Origin of the sequence: Desulfoluna sp. (assembly GCF_030145185.1) — a bacterium.
GTDB lineage: Bacteria > Desulfobacterota > Desulfobacteria > Desulfobacterales > Desulfolunaceae > Desulfoluna.
The window spans coordinates 12,678-31,564 of the sequence record NZ_JAQYWB010000018.1 but is presented as its reverse complement, the minus strand read 5'-3'; the positions used below and the strand labels follow the sequence as shown (position 1 = coordinate 31,564).

Annotated in this window: 20 protein-coding genes; 16 read left to right on the top strand and 4 right to left on the bottom strand. The window is 55.7% G+C overall.

The window, feature by feature from the left end; genetic code table 11:
• Positions 1-4: 4 nt before the first annotated feature.
• The 3 genes from Q1Q75_RS07605 to Q1Q75_RS07595 all read right to left on the bottom strand — a co-directional run bounded on the left by Q1Q75_RS07605 (position 5) and on the right by Q1Q75_RS07595 (position 3,965).
• Positions 5-1,306, bottom strand: coding sequence for a nucleotide sugar dehydrogenase (locus Q1Q75_RS07605; protein WP_300668850.1), 1,302 nt, complete (start codon positions 1,304-1,306; stop codon positions 5-7).
• 68 nt (positions 1,307-1,374) lie between these two features.
• Complete coding sequence (gene kdsB / locus Q1Q75_RS07600) at positions 1,375-2,121, bottom strand: 3-deoxy-manno-octulosonate cytidylyltransferase (protein WP_300668847.1); 747 nt, start codon at positions 2,119-2,121, stop codon at positions 1,375-1,377.
• Positions 2,122-2,672: 551 nt separating this feature from the next.
• Positions 2,673-3,965, bottom strand: coding sequence for a glycosyltransferase N-terminal domain-containing protein (locus Q1Q75_RS07595; RefSeq protein ID WP_300668844.1), 1,293 nt, complete (start codon positions 3,963-3,965; stop codon positions 2,673-2,675).
• 406 nt (positions 3,966-4,371) lie between these two features.
• On the opposite strand from Q1Q75_RS07595, the gene Q1Q75_RS07590 reads away from it, so the two are divergent.
• The 16 genes from Q1Q75_RS07590 (at position 4,372) to Q1Q75_RS07515 (ending at position 15,602) form a co-directional block, all read left to right on the top strand.
• Positions 4,372-4,542, top strand: coding sequence for a Trm112 family protein (locus Q1Q75_RS07590; protein WP_300668842.1), 171 nt, complete (start codon positions 4,372-4,374; stop codon positions 4,540-4,542).
• 3 nt (positions 4,543-4,545) lie between these two features.
• Positions 4,546-5,091, top strand: coding sequence for a DUF4416 family protein (locus tag Q1Q75_RS07585; RefSeq protein WP_300668839.1), 546 nt, complete (start codon positions 4,546-4,548; stop codon positions 5,089-5,091).
• Between the two features lie 5 nt (positions 5,092-5,096).
• On the top strand, positions 5,097-5,966 hold the full coding sequence (locus Q1Q75_RS07580; RefSeq protein ID WP_300668836.1) for a YicC/YloC family endoribonuclease: 870 nt from the start codon (positions 5,097-5,099) through the stop codon (positions 5,964-5,966).
• Between the two features lie 382 nt (positions 5,967-6,348).
• Positions 6,349-6,624, top strand: a complete 276-nt coding sequence (locus Q1Q75_RS07575; RefSeq protein WP_300668833.1) for a DUF370 domain-containing protein — start codon at positions 6,349-6,351, stop codon at positions 6,622-6,624.
• Between the two features lie 18 nt (positions 6,625-6,642).
• The gene (gene gmk / locus Q1Q75_RS07570) at positions 6,643-7,218 is read left to right on the top strand and encodes a guanylate kinase (protein ID WP_300668830.1); all 576 of its coding nucleotides are present in this window, start codon (positions 6,643-6,645) and stop codon (positions 7,216-7,218) included.
• Positions 7,215-7,997 (top strand): 23S rRNA (guanosine(2251)-2'-O)-methyltransferase RlmB, encoded by a 783-nt coding sequence (gene rlmB, locus Q1Q75_RS07565; RefSeq protein WP_300668827.1) that lies wholly within the window; start codon positions 7,215-7,217, stop codon positions 7,995-7,997. The genes gmk and rlmB overlap by 4 nt, the downstream gene beginning before the upstream one ends.
• A gap of 387 nt (positions 7,998-8,384) precedes the next feature.
• Complete coding sequence (locus Q1Q75_RS07560; protein ID WP_300668824.1) at positions 8,385-8,930, top strand: ComF family protein; 546 nt, start codon at positions 8,385-8,387, stop codon at positions 8,928-8,930.
• A gap of 81 nt (positions 8,931-9,011) precedes the next feature.
• Positions 9,012-9,815, top strand: coding sequence for a carbon-nitrogen family hydrolase (locus Q1Q75_RS07555; RefSeq protein WP_300668822.1), 804 nt, complete (start codon positions 9,012-9,014; stop codon positions 9,813-9,815).
• An 86-nt stretch (positions 9,816-9,901) separates the two neighbouring features.
• Positions 9,902-10,666: a peptidoglycan editing factor PgeF gene (gene pgeF, locus Q1Q75_RS07550; protein ID WP_300668819.1), complete on the top strand. Its 765-nt coding sequence runs from the start codon at positions 9,902-9,904 to the stop codon at positions 10,664-10,666.
• 23 nt (positions 10,667-10,689) lie between these two features.
• Positions 10,690-11,481, top strand: coding sequence for a dihydroorotate dehydrogenase electron transfer subunit (locus Q1Q75_RS07545; RefSeq protein ID WP_300668816.1), 792 nt, complete (start codon positions 10,690-10,692; stop codon positions 11,479-11,481).
• A gap of 15 nt (positions 11,482-11,496) precedes the next feature.
• On the top strand, positions 11,497-12,549 hold the full coding sequence (gene selD, locus Q1Q75_RS07540; RefSeq protein WP_300668813.1) for a selenide, water dikinase SelD: 1,053 nt from the start codon (positions 11,497-11,499) through the stop codon (positions 12,547-12,549).
• A gap of 273 nt (positions 12,550-12,822) precedes the next feature.
• Entirely contained in the window at positions 12,823-13,041 is a 219-nt protein-coding gene (locus Q1Q75_RS07535) for an AtpZ/AtpI family protein (RefSeq protein ID WP_300668810.1), read from the top strand.
• A 42-nt stretch (positions 13,042-13,083) separates the two neighbouring features.
• A complete protein-coding gene (locus tag Q1Q75_RS07530) occupies positions 13,084-13,449 on the top strand; it encodes an ATP synthase subunit I (RefSeq protein WP_300668807.1) in 366 nt (121 codons plus the stop codon).
• 2 nt (positions 13,450-13,451) lie between these two features.
• Positions 13,452-14,144, top strand: coding sequence for a F0F1 ATP synthase subunit A (gene atpB / locus Q1Q75_RS07525; protein WP_300668804.1), 693 nt, complete (start codon positions 13,452-13,454; stop codon positions 14,142-14,144).
• A gap of 89 nt (positions 14,145-14,233) precedes the next feature.
• Positions 14,234-14,506, top strand: a complete 273-nt coding sequence (gene atpE, locus Q1Q75_RS07520; RefSeq protein ID WP_300668802.1) for an ATP synthase F0 subunit C — start codon at positions 14,234-14,236, stop codon at positions 14,504-14,506.
• Positions 14,507-14,822: 316 nt separating this feature from the next.
• Positions 14,823-15,602, top strand: a complete 780-nt coding sequence (locus Q1Q75_RS07515; protein WP_300668801.1) for an FHA domain-containing protein — start codon at positions 14,823-14,825, stop codon at positions 15,600-15,602.
• Positions 15,603-15,930: 328 nt separating this feature from the next.
• On the opposite strand, the gene uvrA is transcribed toward Q1Q75_RS07515, so the two are convergent.
• Entirely contained in the window at positions 15,931-18,777 is a 2,847-nt protein-coding gene (gene uvrA / locus Q1Q75_RS07510) for an excinuclease ABC subunit UvrA (RefSeq protein ID WP_300668800.1), read from the bottom strand.
• Between the last annotated feature and the right edge of the window lie 110 nt (positions 18,778-18,887).

Here is an 18,887-nt window from a genome sequence, read left to right as displayed (position 1 = left end):
GATATTAAAGCCTCCAGAAATCGAGTCCCAATTGCTTGACCTCTTCAGGGTCCAGGATTGATTTGACATCAATCAGGATGCCTTTGGGTTTTAATTTTTTTGCCAGCAGTTTCAGTGGCAAGGCTTTATACTCTTTGTGGGCTGTGGCGATAACGATGGCATCGACCTGGGTAATGGCGTCCAGAGCAGTCAGCTCTATGCCGTAATAGCGTTTGGCCTCAAGGGGATCTGCCAGCGGATCGTGCACTTGGGTTTTGATCCCGTAAGAGTGAAATTCTTCCACGATATCGACGACCCGTGTGTTGCGCAGGTCTGAACAATCCTCTTTGAAGGTTAACCCCAGGATGGCCACGGAGGAGTCGCTGTTTAAACATCCGCTTTTCATCAGGCGTTTGACCGTCGTCTGGGCAATGTATTTGCCCATGGAGTCGTTGCGTTTGCGGCCGGACAGGATCACCTCGGGGTGGTATCCCTCGATTTGAGCCTTGTAGGTCAGGTAATAAGGATCCACGCCAATGCAGTGTCCTCCCACGAGCCCGGGCCGGAAGGGCAGAAAGTTCCATTTTGAACCGGCCGCTTCCAGGACATTTAAGGTGTCAATGCCCAGGGTGTCGAAGATAATGGCCAGCTCATTGATCAGGGCGATATTCAGATCCCGTTGGGTGTTTTCAATGACTTTTGCCGCTTCTGCCTCTTTGATGGTTGTGGTCGGATGAACGCCGGCCGTGATGATGGTGCTGTAAAGCGCTGTGACCTTATCCTTCGTGTTCGGGGTGTCTCCCGACACCACTTTGATGATGGTGGTGAGGGTGCGCTCTTTGTCTCCCGGATTGATCCGCTCGGGAGAGTAGCCCACAAAGAACCCCTCTTTCCATTTCAGCCCAGACTCTTTTTCTAAAATGGGGACACAGATGTCTTCTGTGGCTCCGGGAAACACGGTGGACTCATAAATGACGATGGCCCCTTTTTTCATGTGACGCCCCACGGTCTCCGACGAGGAGATCAGTGGGGTCAGGTCGGGGCGTTGGGCCTCATCAATGGGGGTGGGGACGGCGATGATGATGTAATCGGCGTTTTCGATCCTTACAGGGTCTGTCGTGGCGGTAAAGTGAACGGCCGATGTGAAGTGGCCTTCATCCATTTCACCCGTTGGATCCACACCTTTGGTGCAGTGGTCTACCAGAGCTTTTTTGACGTCAAATCCGATGGTCTCGCAGTGTTTTCCAAATTCCAGGGCCAGGGGGAGGCCGACATAACCCAGGCCGATGATGGCGATGACGGGGGTGGGTGTGATGGGGGTACTCATCTCAAAGCTCCTTGGGTTTTGATTTTATAGAGGCATTTTTCCAAGAGGTTCCTGCGGGACACAGAGATTTATTCTGTCTCTTTGATCAGGCGTTCAACCCGGCAAATATCATCGGGGTGATCGACCCCGATGCTGTGGTGATGGGTAATGCCTACATGGATTCCTATTCCGTTCTCAAGGAGTCTGAGCTGCTCAAGTTTTTCCACCGTTTCCAGCGTGCTCTCTGGAAGGGTCGAGAAAATTTCCAGCGTTTTCATGCGAAAGGCGTAGAGACCGACGTGGCCCAGGTAGGCATCAAAGCGGCCATCTCTCGGGTAGGGGATGGGGGCGCGGGAGAAGTAGAGGGCGCGGTGGGCTTTGTCGATGACCACTTTGACCCGATTGGGGTTTTGGGCCTCTTCGGAGGTGATGGGGGTGGCCAGGGTGGTGACCTGAACGGTCGGGTCTCTGAAAAAGGGGGCGGTCAGCTCGGTGAGCATCTCCGGTGCAAGGGCCGGCTCGTCCCCTTGGATGTTGACGATGATGGCATCGTCTGGGGCGTTCAGGGCGCGGGCCGCTTCAAGAACCCTGTCGGTGCCGCTGCGGTGATCTGTGGCGGTCATGACCACGGGCACGCCGACGGTTTCAGCGGCTTTGTAAATGCGGGCATCGTCCGTGGCCAGGACAACACGGCTGATAGCCGGGCAGCTTGAGGCCCGTTCGTAGACGCGCTGGAACATAGGTTTTCCGGCGATAAGCGCCAAAGGTTTCCCAGGGAACCGGGAGGAGGCAAAGCGCGCCGGGATGATACCAATGCAGGGGGTGACTGTGGGCATGGGGAATAATCTCAGTTTATTAGTTTAGGTGGCAGGCAAAAAATAAAAGCACAAAAAGCAATGCCTCCGGCGGCAAGGTGTGCCACCTTGAAAGCGGATTACCCTTTGGATTTGCCCCTCGTTCCTCGGGTCAAATCCCAGTGATATTCTGGCGAATGACTGTCTGATTATTTATTTCAACCAACCTCAGTCATGATCGGTGGATGGCTCTAAGTCACGCCGAACAGGCGATGCGGGTATGCAGTTAACTTTTCTGCGTGACTCTGCTCTTTTCTATACCACTCCTGAAAGAGTGCGTGAAGTGTTGAATGAGGCGATCTGTGACCACTCGTAATTCCGCTTTCAAGGTGACTCACCTTGCCGCCCGAGTTATTTCGGTTACAGTCTACGGCTGAGTCGGATTTTGCCAACCTATAGCTCATGGTGTTGCGACGCACTGTGCGTTCTCTTGCCCTTCACGCGAATGCGGACGCTTTTCAGTTCCGAGTTCCGACTCCCGATGCGCATTCGCAAACCCGCTTTCGAGGTGGCACACCTCGCCGCCGGTGGCGTTATTTTTGCGCTGGCCTGTCTTGGGTGCCCAGCAGTCGGGTGAGATGACGGCAGGTGGCTTTTGTTCCGCCTCGACGGGTTTCGATGAGCTTTTGGAACTGGAGGCGTCGGTCGTTTCGGGTGGCGGGTTCATGGGCAATGCGGACCAGCTGGTTCGCTGCTTCGTCAGGGGTGGCGCAGATCCTCAGCAGCCCGGCGTCCTTCAGGTCGTCTCCCACCCAGGCGAAGTTGCTGTAGGATGGCCCCATCACGGGAATGAGCCCTGAGGCCAGGGGTTCCAGCATGTTCTGACCGCCCAGGGGGGCGAAGCTGCCGCCCACAAAGGCAGCATCGACCTGGGAAAAGGCGCTTCCCAACTCTCCGAAACGATCCCAGACAAGGAGGGACTGGTTGGCGTTAATGCTCTTGCACTGAGAACGTTTGATCGGGGGAAGGCCGTCTTGCACCAGGTTTTGGCACAGGGGCTCCACCCGCTCCATGTGGCGTGGAAACCAGGCGATGAGGGCCTTTTCGTCTTTTTTGAGAAGGGCATGGCACATGGCCATCACGGTGTTTTCTTCTTCTTCCCGAACGGACGCCAGGAGATAGATAGTGCGTGTTTCGGCACCGGGGAAGAGGGCTCTTGGGGTGTCGAGGGGGGTGTCAGGGGGAGGAATCCTGTCAAATTTGATGTTGGGGATCACCTCAATCGGGGTCTCAGGAAACAGGCAGGCCAGACGATGGGCGTCCGCCGTCGAGATGGCCGAAATGAACTCTGGGGCCAGGGGAGCCAGTAGTTTTCTGGCTCTGGCATAGCCTTTGAAGCTTGACGGGGTCAGACGACCGTTGATGACGGCAATGGGGGTCCCGTTTTTTTTGGCTGCGGCCAGCATGCCTGGCCAGAGCTCGAGCTCTACGAGGACAAGAAGGCTGGGGTTTACCTGGTGAAACGCCTGGTTCATCAGGCTGGGGGCGTCAAAGGGGGCGTAGCAGGTCGTTACCTGCGTGGAGCCCATGGCCGCAAGGCGTTGCTCAAGAACCTCCATGCCTTGCCGGGTGTGGGTGGAGATGAGAATGGATGGGGCGTCAGGGCCTGTCAGCATTGCCACCAGTTCGGCCGCGATATAGGCTTCTCCGGCCGATGCGGCGTGGATCCAGATATCTGACGGGGTGAGCTTGTTTTCTCGGAGGGTCCGCTGTCCATGCCCTTCTTTGAGGCGCTTGTGGTTTCGGGTCAGGGGCACAGCGGCCTTCCAGAGAAGGTTGTAGGCCGAAAGGGCAAGGCCAGTGCCGGAGAAGAGTGAAAGGGTCATGGTTTCCGGGCTCCGGGGTGGCGCCTGAATAGAGCGTGCGGTCACCCGTTGGGAATTGTGGGTTGATGGCGCCGTAAGGCTGGCGACGTAACGGCGTTTTAGCTTACGCCTCGGGCGGTGCAGGCCTGGCTCCCTGAAATTTTGATGGGATCATCAAAAAATATGGGAACAACAAACTCATAATGATAGGAGAAGCGTCGGGGTGTGTCAATTTAAATGGGTATTGGGTGGGTAAGCCCGGCATTGCGTGGGGCAAGCCCATCTGATATAGATAACTATTTGCAGAAAAAGCAACGTGTAATCCAGCCGAATCTGCGGGGACATGATCTGTGAAGAGCTTAAACCGCAGGTTGTGTCTCTGTCGGGGTTGTTGGCCTTATTATAATACATTGAATTGGATAGTCTCATGACGATTTCTCAGGAACTGATCGAAATTCTGGCGTGCCCGAAATGCAAAGAAAAAGTGGAACTTAATGAATCCGGCGATGGCCTGGTGTGTGCTGCCTGCAAGGTCGTCTATGAAATCAGAGAGGGTATCCCGGTGATGCTGGCCGAAGAGGCCAAGCCCCTGGCATAGATCATGAAACCGGGAAAGACGTTACCAGCAAAGCTGGTTATCGGCGTGCTGACCGAAGAGAGGCGCTTGCTTTCAGGCGTTGCCGCCGCCCTGGTGGGTCGGTTCGGCCCCGTGGACATGGTGAGCCGCTGGATGCCTTTCAGCGATACCTCCTATTATAAAAAGGAGATGGGAGGGCCTCTTTTCCGAAGGGTCTTCTCTTTTTCTCGCCTGGTGGGTCAGGAGACACTGGCTGATATCAAGCGGTGCACCAATACTATAGAGGATGATTTTTCAACAGAAGGAAACCGGCGGGTGAACTTGGACCCCGGAATTCTTCTTCACTCCCGGTTTGTGCTGGCCTCAGCCAAGGATTACACGCACAAAATCTATATCGGTAAGGGGATCTTCGCAGACCTTACCCTGACTTACAGAGCGGGGGCGTTTCGCCCTTTGCCCTGGACTTTTCCCGATTACACCGAGCCGTCGATGATCGGTTTTCTGACCGACGTCCGCAGGCGATATGATGTGTTACTTCATCAAAAAAAGGAACAGATACCCCAATGGTAAAAAGCATGACTGCCTATGCCCGGGCGGATAAAATGGACGGCAGCGTGACGGCCGAAGTGGAGCTCCGCAGTTATAACAGCCGATTTCTTGACGCCAACATTAAGGTCCCTCACGGGTACAGCCGGTTTGAAGAGAAGGTCCGCGGCGTGATCGCCGCACGGCTGGAACGAGGCCGGGTGGAAGCCCGTGTGGTGATTCGAAATGAAGCTGACGAAGCCATCGCTTTTAAAGCAGATACAGCCAAGGCCAGAGCCTATGGCGTGGCCTTGAAAGAGGCGGCCAAGGCGGCTGGTATCGACGCCGAGGTGACACTGGACCAGCTGCTGCACATCAATGGCCTGGTGGTTCCCAAAGAGATTGAAACGGATTTCGATCACCACTGGAGCGTGGCGGAATCATGCCTGGTGGAAGCCCTTGCAGGGCTTGATGCCATGCGGGCCAAAGAGGGTGAGTTTCTGGCCAATGACTTGAGGGAGCGGCTGGACAACGTGGAAGCTGCCCTGGATCTTATTGAGGAGGGGGCCGGGGCGCTCCCTGCTATTTATCGGGAACGCCTGTTGGACCGCATCGCTACCCTTTGTGGCAGCACCGTGGAAGTGGATGAGTCGCGGATCGCTCAGGAGGCAGCTCTTCTGGCCGATCGAAGCGATATCTCCGAGGAGATTACCCGGGTTCGAAGCCACATCCTTCAGTTTCGCGCCATCATGGCCGGAGACGAAGAGGCGGGCAGAAAGCTCAACTTCCTGCTCCAGGAGTTCAACCGGGAGTTCAACACGATGGGCTCCAAAATCGGGAAGGCCGAGATCGCTCATACCATTGTCTCCGTGAAGTCTGAACTCGAAAAGATGCGCGAGCAGGTCCAGAATATTGAGTAAGGCGTCAGAAGCCCTGTCATAGAGGTTTAAGAAAAAGCGCCTCCGGCGATCCTGCCGGAAGCGCTGAGCGGGATGTGCTCGTGACGCAAACGCATCCCGCCTCTCAGTGCGCGAATGCAAATCTTCGGGAACCTGAGAATGATCCCCGCTTCGCATTCGTGATTCAGCTTTTAAGGTGGTAGATTTTGCCGCCGGAGTGATTCCGGTTCATGTCAGCCCATGAGTCGCAAGTGAAAAGCAGGTTGCTGACCGGCATACTTCGGGCGAATGCGGAGGCATTACAGTCTCAAGAGGCACCTCCCGATGCGCATTCGCAAACCCGCTTTCAAGGTGGCACACCTTGCCGCCGGAGGCATCATTTTTTTATTTTTTGGACATGATTATGGAACAGCAGGCGTTATTGAATATTGGCTTTGGAAGCAGCGTGGTGGCGGAGCATGTGATCGCCATCGTCTCTCCCAACTCGGCACCCATGAAGCGATTAAAGGACGATGCCAAGGATGACAAGCGGCTGGTGGACGCCACCCATGGCAGACGGACCCGTTCGATTATTGTGATGGACAGCAACCATGTGATTCTTTCAGCCATTCAGGCGGAGACTATCTCCCAGCGGTATGCCCAGCTTCGGGACGGTGGGAAAGAGGAGAAGGCCGAGTAGGCCTTTTCAGGAGAGATTTTGAAACGACGAGGTAATATTTATATCGTGTCGGCGCCGTCGGGTGCTGGCAAATCCACCCTGTGTCGGGAGCTTTTAAAGATTTATCCCGACATCACTTACTCCATTTCACACACCACCAGGCGCCCTCGGGCCGTAGAACAGGATGGGGTGGACTACCATTTTATAGCCAAAGAAGCGTTTCAAGAGCGTATTGAGCAAGGGCTCATGGCTGAATGGGCCGAGGTGCATGGCAACTATTACGGCACCTCCCTTGAAACCCTGGAAGCGACCGTCTCCAAGGGGATCGACGTGCTTCTTGATATTGATGTGCAGGGTGCCCGTCAGATGTGTGAGGCGCTCCCCTCGTGTGTGACCATTTTCATCATGCCCCCCTCTGAGGAGGAGCTTCTGGCTCGTCTTGAGAAGAGAGGGACGGACACGCCTGAAACCATCAAGAAACGGATGAAGAATGCCGTGGGTGAAATGAATCAGCGCGATTTTTATCGCTATGTGATCATCAATGATGGCCTGGAAGAGGCGGTGGCCGCTTTTGTGGCGGTCGTGAAGGGCTGTCGTGACGGGGTGGCGTCATGATAAAAAATAAAAAGCAAAACACGCGGCCCAAACCTGCGGCAGGCCTTCTGTATGGCATCAATCCGGTCATGGAGGCCTTAAAGGCCGGAAGGCGCCAGATTCGTGAGCTGATTCTCGCATCGGGCCGACGGGATCGTCGGGTGGATGAGCTGGAGACGCTCGCCCGGGAGAAGAAGGTGCCGGTGAAGCGCGTAGAGGCAGACATGCTCGAAGAACTTTGCGGTACCAGCCACCATCAGGGGGCGGCCCTGGACGCTGGATCCCTTCCCGGTGTGGCACCGGAAGATGTTCTGCTTTTGGCCGAAAAGCGGGGCGAAGAGCCGTTTCTTGTGCTCTTGGACAGTATTGAAGACCCACGGAACCTGGGGGCCATTGTGCGCTCGGCCCATTGCGCCGGTGCCCATGGGGTGGTGGTGCCCAAAGATCGATCGGCTCAGTTGACGGCCCTGGTCTCCAAGGCGTCCGCCGGGGCTCTGGAACATATGCCGGTGGCTGTGGTGACCAACCTGGCCAAAACCATGGAGGAGCTCAAGGCAAAGGGGCTCTGGTTTGCGGGTCTGGATGCCGACGGGGAGAGTTCTCTGTTCGGCGGTGACTTTACGGGTCCTCTGGGGATCGTGGTGGGAAGCGAAGGCAAGGGGATTCGGCCTCTTGTTAAAAAGGGGTGCGACTTCATCGTCTCCATTCCCCTTAAAGGCGTGGTGGACTCCCTGAACGCCTCGGTGGCGGCCTCCCTCGTGATGTACGAGGTGGTTCGTCAGAGAGGCGACGCCGGATAATCATTTTCGGAAGGGTCGCGTGGGTACCTGATGGTGAGGAAAAAAAGCGCCGTAAAAACCAGCTTTCAAGGTGGCTCACCTTGCCGCCGGAGGCATCATTCTTTGGTTTTTCCTCTGCGGTGGGTTTCCGCTTTGGGGCTCATGATGCGGCACCTGATTTTTCCGCCCCGGTGTCGGGTCTGTGGGGTGTTGCTTCCCTGGGAGCGTGGAGGTGGTCTGCCACGGACAGGGGGAGAGGACCTGGTCTCCTTTTTTCACAGGGCGCTTTGTCCTGTGATGTGCACCTTGTGTCGAGGGGGTGCGGAAGAGCCTTCGGGCCAACGCTGCACGGCCTGTGGGATGCCTTTGGCAGGGGCGGTCTGCGACCCGCCTTTGTGCGGCTCCTGTATGGATCCAGATCGCCCGCTATCTCGCATGACAGCCCTCTTCCTTCACGATGGCGGGCCTGCCATGGCTGTAAGGGCTCTTAAATACCAGAACAAGCGAGCATTGGCGCCTCCCATGGGGCGCCTTCTTTTTGCCAGGGCTTTGCATGCCCATCTGGACGATGAGACGAAAAGGTGGGATATTGATCTGGTGGTTCCGGTGCCCCTGCATGGTAAACGGTTGCGAAAACGCGGGTTTAATCAGGTGTCTGTCCTCCTGAAAGCGTTTGAGGTGGAGGCGGGGCTGGATGTCTGCCACCGGTTGTTGCGTCGAAGGCGGGCCACCACCCCCCAGGCGGGTTTGACCCGAAAGGCACGATTAAAGAACATGAAAGGTGCCTTTGAGCTGCGCCCCGGTAGGGAGGTCAAGGGCCAGCGGATCCTTCTGGTGGATGATGTCTTCACCACCGGCTCCACCCTGATGGCGTGTGCCACGGTCTTGAAAAAACATGGAGCCGCCGAGGTTTCGGCCCTGGTTTTTGCTCGGCGGGATAGGGGGGCTGCATAAATTCACACAGGTTATTTTGCCTGCATTCCTGTGCGGGCTCTTTTTACCGCGGACTCGTAGAGACATAAATATGAGGTTGAAATGAATTCATCGGTTGTGGCCGGGATCGTGCAGTTTGATGTGGTGGAGGGGGCGCTTGAAGCGAACCTCACACGTGGGTTTCAGGGGATAATGCGGCTGGCCGAAGCCGGGTGTGATCTGGCGGTGTTGCCGGAGATGTGGAGTTGTGGATTCGATCACGCACATCTTGTTGACATGGCGAAGAGTACTCCAGGGATTCTTGCGAGGCTTCAAGCCCTGGCTGCCCGAGAGCGCATGGTCGTGGCAGGCTCCCTTCCCGAGGTGGTGGATGGCGCGGTGGTCAACACCCTCCATGTGGTGGACCGGGACGGTGAGATCAAGGGCGGGTATCGCAAGCTTCATCTGTTTACTCCAACGGGGGAGGATGCCCATTTCTCCGCAGGCCAAAAGGCGGTGGTGGCTGACACCTCCATAGGCCGGCTGGGGCTGATGATCTGTTATGATTTGAGGTTTCCAGAGTTGGCCCGGGGATTGGTGCTGGACGGGGCGGAAATTCTTGTGATCCCGGCCCAGTGGCCCGCGACTCGCCTTTCTCACTGGGAGGCTTTGCTGAAGGCACGGGCCATCGAGAATCAGTGTTTTGTTGTCGGGGCGAATCGCGTTGGGCGGTCCGGGGGGTTGGTCTATAAAGGCGGCTCGCAGATTGTCTCGCCACTGGGTGAAACGCTGGCCCATGCCGGGAGTGCGGAGGGTGAGGTGGTGGGTGCCATGGAATCGGAGGAGATGACAGCCTTCAGGACCCTTGTTCCTTGCCTTGAAGAACGGCGTCCCATGTGTTACAGCAGGAAATTGACAGAGACATGATGATACGTGTGGCGTCATGTGTTGTTTTGATGGGTTCTCCGCACCTCGGTATGTGACGAACCCATGTTTCTAAAGGGGAGGTCTCCATGGAGCGAATGTATTCAGGTGGGCTGGTCTATGATCGTTTTCCCGCTTTTTCCAGGATGTCCTGGCTTTTTCACGGGTGTTTTACGCGCAAGGGAGGGCACAGCGAAGGGCTTTATAAAGGTCTTAATGCCGGGGTCTCCTCAGGCGATGATACCCAGGTGGTGGCCGCCAACCGCAAGGCGATTCTGATCGAGTCCGGCGGTGAGGAGCTGGTGACGCTCTCTCAGGTTCACGGCAACGCCGTGCATGTCCATACCGGCCCGGGTGTGGTGCCGATAGAAGCGGACGCCGTGGTGACGGATCGGCCCGGCGCGATGCTGACCATCCTCACCGCCGACTGCCAGGCCGTGGTCCTTGTGGACCCGACGAAAAGGGTGGTGGCCAATGCCCATGCCGGATGGCGTGGCAGTGTGGCCGGGGTTCTTGCAGCCACCGTATCGGTGATGGAAGAGCGCTTCGGGTGTCGTCCTGCGGATCTGCTGGCTGGGATCGGACCGTCCCTTGGGCCCTGCTGTGCTGAGTTTACCCATTACAAACATGAACTGCCCAAGGCCTTTCATACCCATCGGGTGGGGTTTAACCACTTTGACTTTTGGGCTATCAGTCGGGATCAGCTGTGTCACGCTGGCCTGAAGGCCTCTCATATTGCAGCCGCGCAGCTCTGCACCCGATGCGATGCAGAACACTATTTTTCATACCGGCGGAATCACACAACCGGCCGCTTGGCAACGGTCATCGGCATCACGTCGTTGGCCCCCCAATAATTTTGAAAATCAATGGAATCACGATGAAACTTAGCGATTGCACCCTACTTTGGAACCGGGAGGTGAGCCCCGGATACTACCACATGGGCCTTGAGGCACCGGAGCGTTATAACGACGCCATGCCCGGTCAGTTTGTGATGCTCAAGGCGGAACGGGGGGGCACTTTGTTGCGGCGACCCTTTTCCATCCATGACGTGACACAGCGGGACGGAAAGACCATCGTGGTGCTTCTGTATAAGGTGGTTGGAGCCAACACCCGGGTCTACGGCGGAATGAAAGAGGGCGAGGTGCTCAGTATGCTCGGGCCTTTGGGGAATCGGTTTACCGAACCCGAGGCGGGCGAGTCCACCTTTCTCGCCGGGGGCGGTATCGGCATTGCGCCCATGCTTCTTCTGGCCAGACGGATGGTAGCGGGTGGAGCGAAACCCGCAGACCACACCGTTTTTATCGGGGGGCGGACCCAGGATGATGTGCTGGCGGAAGGGGCCTTTCGTGCCCTGGGTTTTCCTGTGGTGGTGACCACGGACGACGGCTCGGCGGGCGAGAAGGGGCGCATCACTGAGCCCATGGCGCGTCTGCTTGAAGAGAAGAGTCCTTCCAAGGTTTATGCCTGTGGGCCCCATCCTATGCTGGTGGGTGTTGCCCGGCTGATGGAGGGGCATTCGGCTCTGTGCGAGCTCTCCCTTGAGACGATTATGGCCTGCGGCATGGGGGCCTGTATGGGGTGTGTGGTGGAATCCAGTGACACCGATCAACCGTATCGGCATGTCTGCATCGATGGGCCGGTCTTTGATGCCCGAACCATTACGGTATAAATGAAAGGGGACGGTATGACGGATCAACGGCAGACGATACGCTTGACAGAGAAAGTAAAGGCCGCCGGCTGAGCGGCCAAAGTGGATCCAGGGGTTCTGGATCGCGTGGTAAAGGGGTTGAAGGTGAGCCATCCTCCTGAGCTCCTGGTGGGTGTGGAGGGGGCCGATGACGCAGGGGTGTATCAGCTGAGCGAGGAGACAGCGCTGATCCAGACCCTTGATTTTTTGACGCCGGTGACCGACGCCCCTTATGATTTCGGGCGCATCGCTGCGGCCAATGCCTTGAGTGATGTCTACGCCATGGGGGGGCGCCCTCTGACGGCCATGAATATTGTTTGTTTTCCCACGGAGAGTCTGCCGGAATTTGTTTTGGCCGAGACCCTTGCCGGGGGGCTCGAGACTATCCATGAATCAGGGGCCTGTCTTGTGGGCGGGCATAGCGTGGATGATGCGGAGTTTAAATACGGCCTTTCTGTCACCGGCATCGTGCATCCCAAGCGCCTGCTGACCAACGGAGGGGCAAAGGTTGGCGATGTCTTGATCTTGACCAAGCCTCTGGGCAGCGGCCTTCTCTCCACGGCTATTAAGGGGCAGGTGGCGGGCACAGAAGCGTCCGATCAGCTGGTTCGGGTCTGCGCCACATTGAACAAAGGGGCCGCCGAGGCTCTGGCGGCGTTTCATCCCACGGCCTGTACCGATGTCACTGGGTTTGGCTTTGCCGGTCATAGTCTGGAGATGGCTCGGGGGGCAAAAAAACGGTTTGTATTCTCTGTCTCCTCCCTGCCGGTGATGGAAGGGGCCCTTGCTTATGCGGAGATGGGGTTGCTTCCTGCAGGGGCCTATCGGAACCGTGATTTCTGCGGAGAGTCTGTGGAGCTGTATGCCTCGGTTTCCCGCAGCTACGGCGATCTTGTTTTTGATCCCCAGACCTCCGGTGGGCTGTTGGTGGCGATGCCGTCTCATGAGGCGAAGGCCTGCCTTGCTGTGATGGAAGATCTGGGCGTAAATGCCGCCATGGTGGGCGAAGTGTCCGGTGAGTCGGCTTGTGGGAAGGTCGAGTTTATCTGATCCTTTACGTTTTGGTGATCGGCGAATCCTCGGTGGGGCTCTATCCTGTGCTTAGACACGCGTCGTTGTCGGATTTACACGCAGGATCGGGTGGTTGGCTTTCAGAGGGGGTGCCCAGATCTGAATATCTTACATATTGGAGAGTATAAGTCTTTAAAAACTAGGATGTTCAGTGCTCTTTGGAATTGACTTCCAGTAATGCCCATGATAGGTGATTTAAGGCTGTATTGACTTGTAAAAAAGTCTTCTTCAGGAGCCGGGGGGGTAAAACGTTTGAATAAAGAGATTGCTCAAATATTCAAGGAGCTATCGTATTACAGCAGCCTGGGGCTTCAGGTAGGTATTTCAATACTGCTCGGCATTGGCATCGGCATCTTTTTGGATCAACATTTCGGAACCACACCGGTTTTGATGCTGATATTTCTCGGCCTTGGAATCGCAGCGGCGTTTCGAAATCTTCTTCTGGCGATCAAAAGAAGCAAAAAGATTTAGGCGAAAGGGTTTTTCATACGCATGGGGATTCAGCAGAAAATTTTGGGATTTGTTACCCGGGCCAACTGGGTGATTCTTGCCTTGGCAGCCGTTCTCGGGCCGATCATTTTTTCTGCGGATGTGGCCCTGGGGGTGACCTGCGGCGGACTCATTGTCACCATCAATTTTCATCTCCTTTCCCGCACTCTGGAAAAGGGGCTTCGACCCACCCATCTCTCTTCGGGGAATGTAATCCTGGCTAAGTACTACGTCAGGTTTTTGATAAGTGCGGTTATAATTTTTTTCCTCATTTCAAAGCATCTTGTGGATCCGTTGGGTCTCATTCTCGGACTCTCTGTGGTCGTGGTGAGTGTGACTCTGGCAACGGTGTGCGAATTGATGAAACTCATCTTTAGGGAGGCGGTGTAACCATGGAACATCCCTTTTTGTTTCTGGTTGACTTTTTCGATGTCAACGGGGCTCTTTACCATTTTGCTCACAAGTACCCTCATGTGATGTACACCTGGTTGGTGATGCTTTTGCTTGCAGGTTTCGGGTTTCTGGCGGCCAGAAAGCCAGGGCTGATTCCCACGAAAGGCCAGAATTTTTTTGAGATTGTGGTCGGTGGTTTGGAGGATTTTCTTGTGGAAACGGTGGGGGAAGAGGGACGATGGTTTACTCCCCTTGCAGCCACCATTTTTATTTTTATCTTTGTATCCAACATGATCGGTCTGGTGCCTGGGTTTTTTCCGCCCACCGCCACCCTCAACACCACGGGTGCCTGTGCCCTGGTTGTGTTTTTCTTTACCCATTATATCGGCGTGAAGTACCACGGTTTTAAATACGTGAAGCACTTTATGGGCCCGGTCTGGTGGATGGTTCCTCTGATTATGCCCATTGAGATCATTGGCCATCTGGCCAGGGTTCTCTCCCTCTCTTTCCGTCTCTTCGGTAACATGATGGGACACGAGCTGGTTTTGGGTATTCTTTTTATGCTCGCCGGTCTCTACTTTGCCCCGCTGCCCATTATGGCGCTGGGTATTTTTGTGGCCTTTGTTCAGGCCTTTGTGTTTTTTCTCCTGTCTATTATTTATTTTCAGGGATCTTTGGATCACGCACACTGATCTGCACTGTTCGTATGGATTATACGGCTTATACATTGGGATAATGGAAGAAGCCGAACACCAATACACTCTACATTAAGGAGAAAGAAATGGAAGCATTACAGTTTTTCGTGGTCAGCTCTTTTTCAGCCGCTCTTGCTATCGCCATCGCCGCTTTCGGTTGTGGCATCGGTCAGGGCATGGGTCTTAAAGCCGCCGTTGAAGGGATCGCAAGAAACCCCGAATCTTCTGGTAAAGTAACTGTAACCATGCTCATTGGTCTTGCTATGATCGAATCTCTTTGTATCTATGCGCTGGTTATCTCTTTGATTCTTATCTATGCACATCCCCAGGCAGCAGCCATCGCAGCTCTCCTCGGTTAAGAAGAGACTTCGTTGTCTGACATATTTAAGGGTCGGCTCGTTTTTGTAACGATCCGGCCCTTTTTTTATATTCAGGCGGCCGAGGACTCTGTTTGTGTGCGGGGCTAAAGATCCCTTGACCCTCTGAAAGTCAATCATATATAGTGTGACTATTCGGTATGGCGAGATTCAGCAGGCGGGGCTTTTTTCTGGATATGCCTTCATGGCGGCTTATGTTTACCCGCTTTTGCCACGTCATTTTGAATCCTTACCACCCATCACTTTGTCGTAACCCACCCAGCCGGGTTACGGTCTTGTTATCCTGGAGTTCTGTCGCATGCCGTTTCTGATACTTAAATACCAAGGAAAAATGATCCGGCAATACGCTTTGGAGTATGGGTACCCCCTCTCCATTGGTCGGAACGAAAAGAACGATGTTATTATCGGTAACCTCGCGGTCTCCGGGTTCCATGCCCGTGTGGAGTTTCGGGAAGACAGCGTTGTTGTCTCCGATCTTGAGAGTAAGAATGGGACCTATGTTAACGGAAAACGCGTGAGCAAAGCCGTCCTGGGCAATGGGGACGAACTGGGGGTGGGAAAGCATCAGCTTCTTTTTTCGGAGAACCGAGCGGACGTTACCTTCCATGAAACACCCCTGACAGCCTTAAGAGCCGGGAGCCTGGACGTCACCATGGCTCTTGACATGTCGGACCTGAAAAACGGTCAGCAGCGCTCTGTCAAAGGTCTTTCGAAGAAACCTCTTCCGATCCTCGTCTTTAAAAAGGGCGGGAGAGGGCGTATTGAGTTAGGGAATCGCTACACGCGGATGGGAAGTGCCCGGTCCAATGAGGTGGTGGTAAAAGGCTTTCTGGTGGGGAAAAGAGCAGCCACTGTGGTCCGACGGGATGATGGGTATTATCTGAATCATGTCTCCGGCTTGATCAAACCCCGATTGAACGGGGTTAAGGTGGGCAAGGAGCCTGTGAAACTCTCGCATGGTGACACGGTGACCCTGGGAAAATCCAACCTTCGCTTTCTCTCCAAAGTTCGGATGCGCAAAGTGGACGGAGAAAACCAGCCCTCGAATGGGGAGGTTCCCTCGGCCTCTTTGGCTTGATTGTTTGTAACTATTCAGCTCCCAAAAAAGCCTCCGGCGGATGCGCTTTGCCCCTCGCTTGTCGCGCCGTAGCCCATTGACACGGGTTGGGCTATGACTCACAGACACGGGCGAAGGCGGATTCCTCGGGTCAAATCACATCCGCCTTTAAAGTAAAAATTCACCCAAAAAGTTTTTTTAAAACCTGTTTGTTAAACTTTTTAAAAGTTTAGCCCCCGGCAGGGCCGCCGGAGGCATAAACTGAATAGTTACGATTGTTTTAGGGTTTAAAAAAATGAAGAGCGGAAGCCGTCTGCCCCGAAAGGGCAAGGCGGCTTTTTTTGTGGGGTCAGGCTGTCAGATGAGGCAGGGCTTCCTTGAGGTAGTGTCCCGTGATGGACGCGGGATTGTCGGCCACTTCCTCCGGTGTTCCGACGGCCACTATCTCGCCGCCTCCGTCGCCTCCTTCCGGCCCCAGATCGATGAGATGATCGGCACACTTGATCACATCCAGGTTGTGCTCAATGATGATGATGGTGTTTCCGGCATCCACCAGTCGGTTTAATACCAGCATGAGTTTTCGGATGTCTTCCAGGTGGAGGCCGGTGGTGGGCTCATCGAGAATATAAACGGTGTGTCCTCCCCCTCTTTTGGACAGTTCCTTGGCCAACTTGATTCGCTGGGCTTCCCCGCCGGAAAGGGTGGTGGCAGACTGGCCCAGATGAATGTAGCCCATGCCCACGTCAATCAGGGTTTCCAGCTTGGCCCGCAGCACCGGATAACTCTTGAAGAATTCAAAGGCCTGATTGACGGTCATATCCAGTACTTCCGCGATGTTTTTGCCCTTGTAATGGACGCCCAGGGTGTCTCGGTTGTAGCGTTTCCCTCCGCAGACATCACAGGGGACGTAGACATCCGGCAGAAAGTGCATCTCAATTTTGATGATGCCGTCTCCCTGGCACGCCTCGCACCGTCCTCCCTTCATGTTAAAACTGAACCGTCCTTGTTTATACCCTTTTTCCCGTGCGTCCTTTGTCTTGGCAAAGATATCCCGGATGGCATTGAAGAGGCCCGTGTAGGTGGCCGGGTTGGACCGCGGTGTCTTGCCGATGGGGGATTGGTCGATGCCGATGACTCGATCCACCAGGGTTAATCCTTCAATCCGGGTGTAGGCTCCGGGGCGTTCTTTGGCACCGGCAAGTTTTTGGGAGAGCACCCGCTTCAGGGTGGTGAGGACCAGGGTGGATTTTCCGGACCCGGAGACGCCGGTGACACAGGTGAGTGTTCCCAGGGGAAAACTCGCCGTGACGTTCTTCAGGTTGTTGGCGGTGGCACCGGTGAGGGTGAGGTTCCCTTTTTCGTGGGGCCGTCGTTTCAAGGGGGGGTCGATACCGCGTCTGCCGGAAAAGTAGAGGCCGGTGAGGGACTCTTCGCAGGCGGTGATGCCGGCAGGGGGGCCGGAATAGACCACGTGGCCTCCTCGGATGCCGGCGGCCGGGCCCATGTCAATGAGATGATCGGCTGCGTAAATCGTATCGGTGTCGTGTTCGACGACCAGGACGGTGTTTCCCAGGTCGCGAATTTTTTTCAAGGTATCGATCAGGCGTCGGTTGTCCCTCTGGTGGAGGCCGATGCTGGGTTCGTCCAGGACATAAAGAACCCCGGAAAGTTTGGATCCGATCTGGGTGGCCAGGCGGATGCGCTGGCTCTCTCCTCCGGAGAGGGTGGAGGCGCTTCGGGAGAGGGTGAGGTAGGAGAGCCCCACGTCTGTGAGAAAGGAGAGACGGCTTGAGATTTCCCGTAAGATCGGAGCGGCCACCAGGGCCGTTTTGCCCTCAAAAGAGAGGTCGGAGAAGGTGGAAAGGGCCTTCTCAACAGACATGGCGCTGATGTCGGAGATGGAGTAGGGCCCGATGCGGACCGCTCGTGCCAGCTCATTCAGGCGAGTCCCCTTGCAGGGGCTGCAGGGACGGTAGGTCATGAATCGGCGTATGTCTTCCTTTTCCGAGGCGGTGGTGGCCTCATTCAGGCGTTTTTTAAGGGCCGGAATGACGCCTTCAAAGGGGGTCTCGTAGGTGACACGTCGTCCTTTTTTCTCGAAATAGAAGGGGATCGTTTCCTTGCCGGATCCTTTCATGATGACTTTTTTGAAGGCGGCAGTCAGGTCTCGAAACGGTGTGTAGATCGTCGTGTTGTAATGGTGGGTCAGGGCATCGAGAAACTCTGCAAACTGAACGGAGCTTCGAGAGGCCCAGGGTGCGATGGCTCCCTCCCGGAGGGAGAGGTCGGGGTCCGGAACGATGAGTTGGGGATCAAAATCTTCGATGGTTCCGAGGCCGCCACACCCCTGGCAGGCACCTAAGGGGGAATTGAAGGAGAAGGACGCCGGGGTGTAGTCAGGCAGGATGATGTCGCAATCCGAGCACCCGTTTTCCTCGGTGTAGACGATGGTTCGATGGGTGGCGCTGCCCCCCTCTTCAAGGAGATCAATGTTGGCTTTGCCACCGGCGGTGCGGGCGGCCAGCTCCAGAGAGTCTGCAAAACGGTTGCGCATGCCCTCTTTGATCACGATGCGATCGATGATGACGTCAAAGGGGGTGTCGGCCACCCGGAAATTTTCGGGGAGATCATCCAGCTCGTACAGGTGGGATCCCACGCGGACCCGTGAATACCCTTCACGCCTCAGGCGCCTGAGCGTGGCAGCCGCGGCATCGGGTGGCATGGGGGGAAGGGGGGCCAGGACCATGATACGGGTGCCGGGTGGCTCGGACAGGACCTCGTCGATGATTTCATCCAGGGACCGAAACCCCACTTCTTTGCCACATTTCGGGCAGTGCGGGGTGCCTGCCCTTGCGAAGAGAAGCCGCAGAAAGTCATAGATTTCCGTGACGGTTCCCACGGTGGATCGGGGGTTGTGGGAAGAGCTTTTCTGCTCAATGGCTATGGCTGGAGAGAGTCCGTCGATAAAGTCCACGTCGGGTTTCTCCATTTGGCCCAGGAATTGGCGTGCGTAGGTGGAGAGAGACTCAACGTAACGCCTTTGGCCTTCGGCGTAGAGGGTATCAAAGGCCAGGGAGGATTTACCGGAGCCCGACAGGCCTGTCACCACCACCAGAGCATTCTTTGGAAAAGAGACGTCAATGTTTTTCAGGTTGTGCTGTCGGGCTCCCGATATGGTGATTTTGGATTGAACCATGGTGTGATCGTTTCCTGTGAGGGGTCAAGGCGCGCATGCGTCATCTCGTGTCCGGTGGCGAGCGATTGATGAACAAATCGGGCACGCCGCCGGGGAGGCAGGGGCATTCC

What these genes read in the sequence shown, in the direction of transcription:
- Q1Q75_RS07545 (WP_300668816.1), top strand. Translation starts at nt 10,690, where the DNA reads ATGAAACTTAGCGATTGCACCCTACTTTGGAACCGGGAGGTGAGCCCC.
- pgeF (WP_300668819.1), top strand. Translation starts at nt 9,902, where the DNA reads ATGGAGCGAATGTATTCAGGTGGGCTGGTCTATGATCGTTTTCCCGCT.
- atpE (WP_300668802.1), top strand. Translation starts at nt 14,234, where the DNA reads ATGGAAGCATTACAGTTTTTCGTGGTCAGCTCTTTTTCAGCCGCTCTT.
- rlmB (WP_300668827.1), top strand. Translation starts at nt 7,215, where the DNA reads ATGATAAAAAATAAAAAGCAAAACACGCGGCCCAAACCTGCGGCAGGC.
- uvrA (WP_300668800.1), bottom strand. Translation starts at nt 18,777, where the DNA reads ATGGTTCAATCCAAAATCACCATATCGGGAGCCCGACAGCACAACCTG.
- Q1Q75_RS07585 (WP_300668839.1), top strand. Translation starts at nt 4,546, where the DNA reads ATGAAACCGGGAAAGACGTTACCAGCAAAGCTGGTTATCGGCGTGCTG.
- kdsB (WP_300668847.1), bottom strand. Translation starts at nt 2,121, where the DNA reads ATGCCCACAGTCACCCCCTGCATTGGTATCATCCCGGCGCGCTTTGCC.
- Q1Q75_RS07560 (WP_300668824.1), top strand. Translation starts at nt 8,385, where the DNA reads ATGGATCCAGATCGCCCGCTATCTCGCATGACAGCCCTCTTCCTTCAC.
- atpB (WP_300668804.1), top strand. Translation starts at nt 13,452, where the DNA reads ATGGAACATCCCTTTTTGTTTCTGGTTGACTTTTTCGATGTCAACGGG.
- Q1Q75_RS07515 (WP_300668801.1), top strand. Translation starts at nt 14,823, where the DNA reads ATGCCGTTTCTGATACTTAAATACCAAGGAAAAATGATCCGGCAATAC.
- Q1Q75_RS07580 (WP_300668836.1), top strand. Translation starts at nt 5,097, where the DNA reads ATGACTGCCTATGCCCGGGCGGATAAAATGGACGGCAGCGTGACGGCC.
- Q1Q75_RS07575 (WP_300668833.1), top strand. Translation starts at nt 6,349, where the DNA reads ATGGAACAGCAGGCGTTATTGAATATTGGCTTTGGAAGCAGCGTGGTG.
- Q1Q75_RS07590 (WP_300668842.1), top strand. Translation starts at nt 4,372, where the DNA reads ATGACGATTTCTCAGGAACTGATCGAAATTCTGGCGTGCCCGAAATGC.
- Q1Q75_RS07605 (WP_300668850.1), bottom strand. Translation starts at nt 1,306, where the DNA reads ATGAGTACCCCCATCACACCCACCCCCGTCATCGCCATCATCGGCCTG.
- Q1Q75_RS07555 (WP_300668822.1), top strand. Translation starts at nt 9,012, where the DNA reads ATGAATTCATCGGTTGTGGCCGGGATCGTGCAGTTTGATGTGGTGGAG.
- Q1Q75_RS07595 (WP_300668844.1), bottom strand. Translation starts at nt 3,965, where the DNA reads ATGACCCTTTCACTCTTCTCCGGCACTGGCCTTGCCCTTTCGGCCTAC.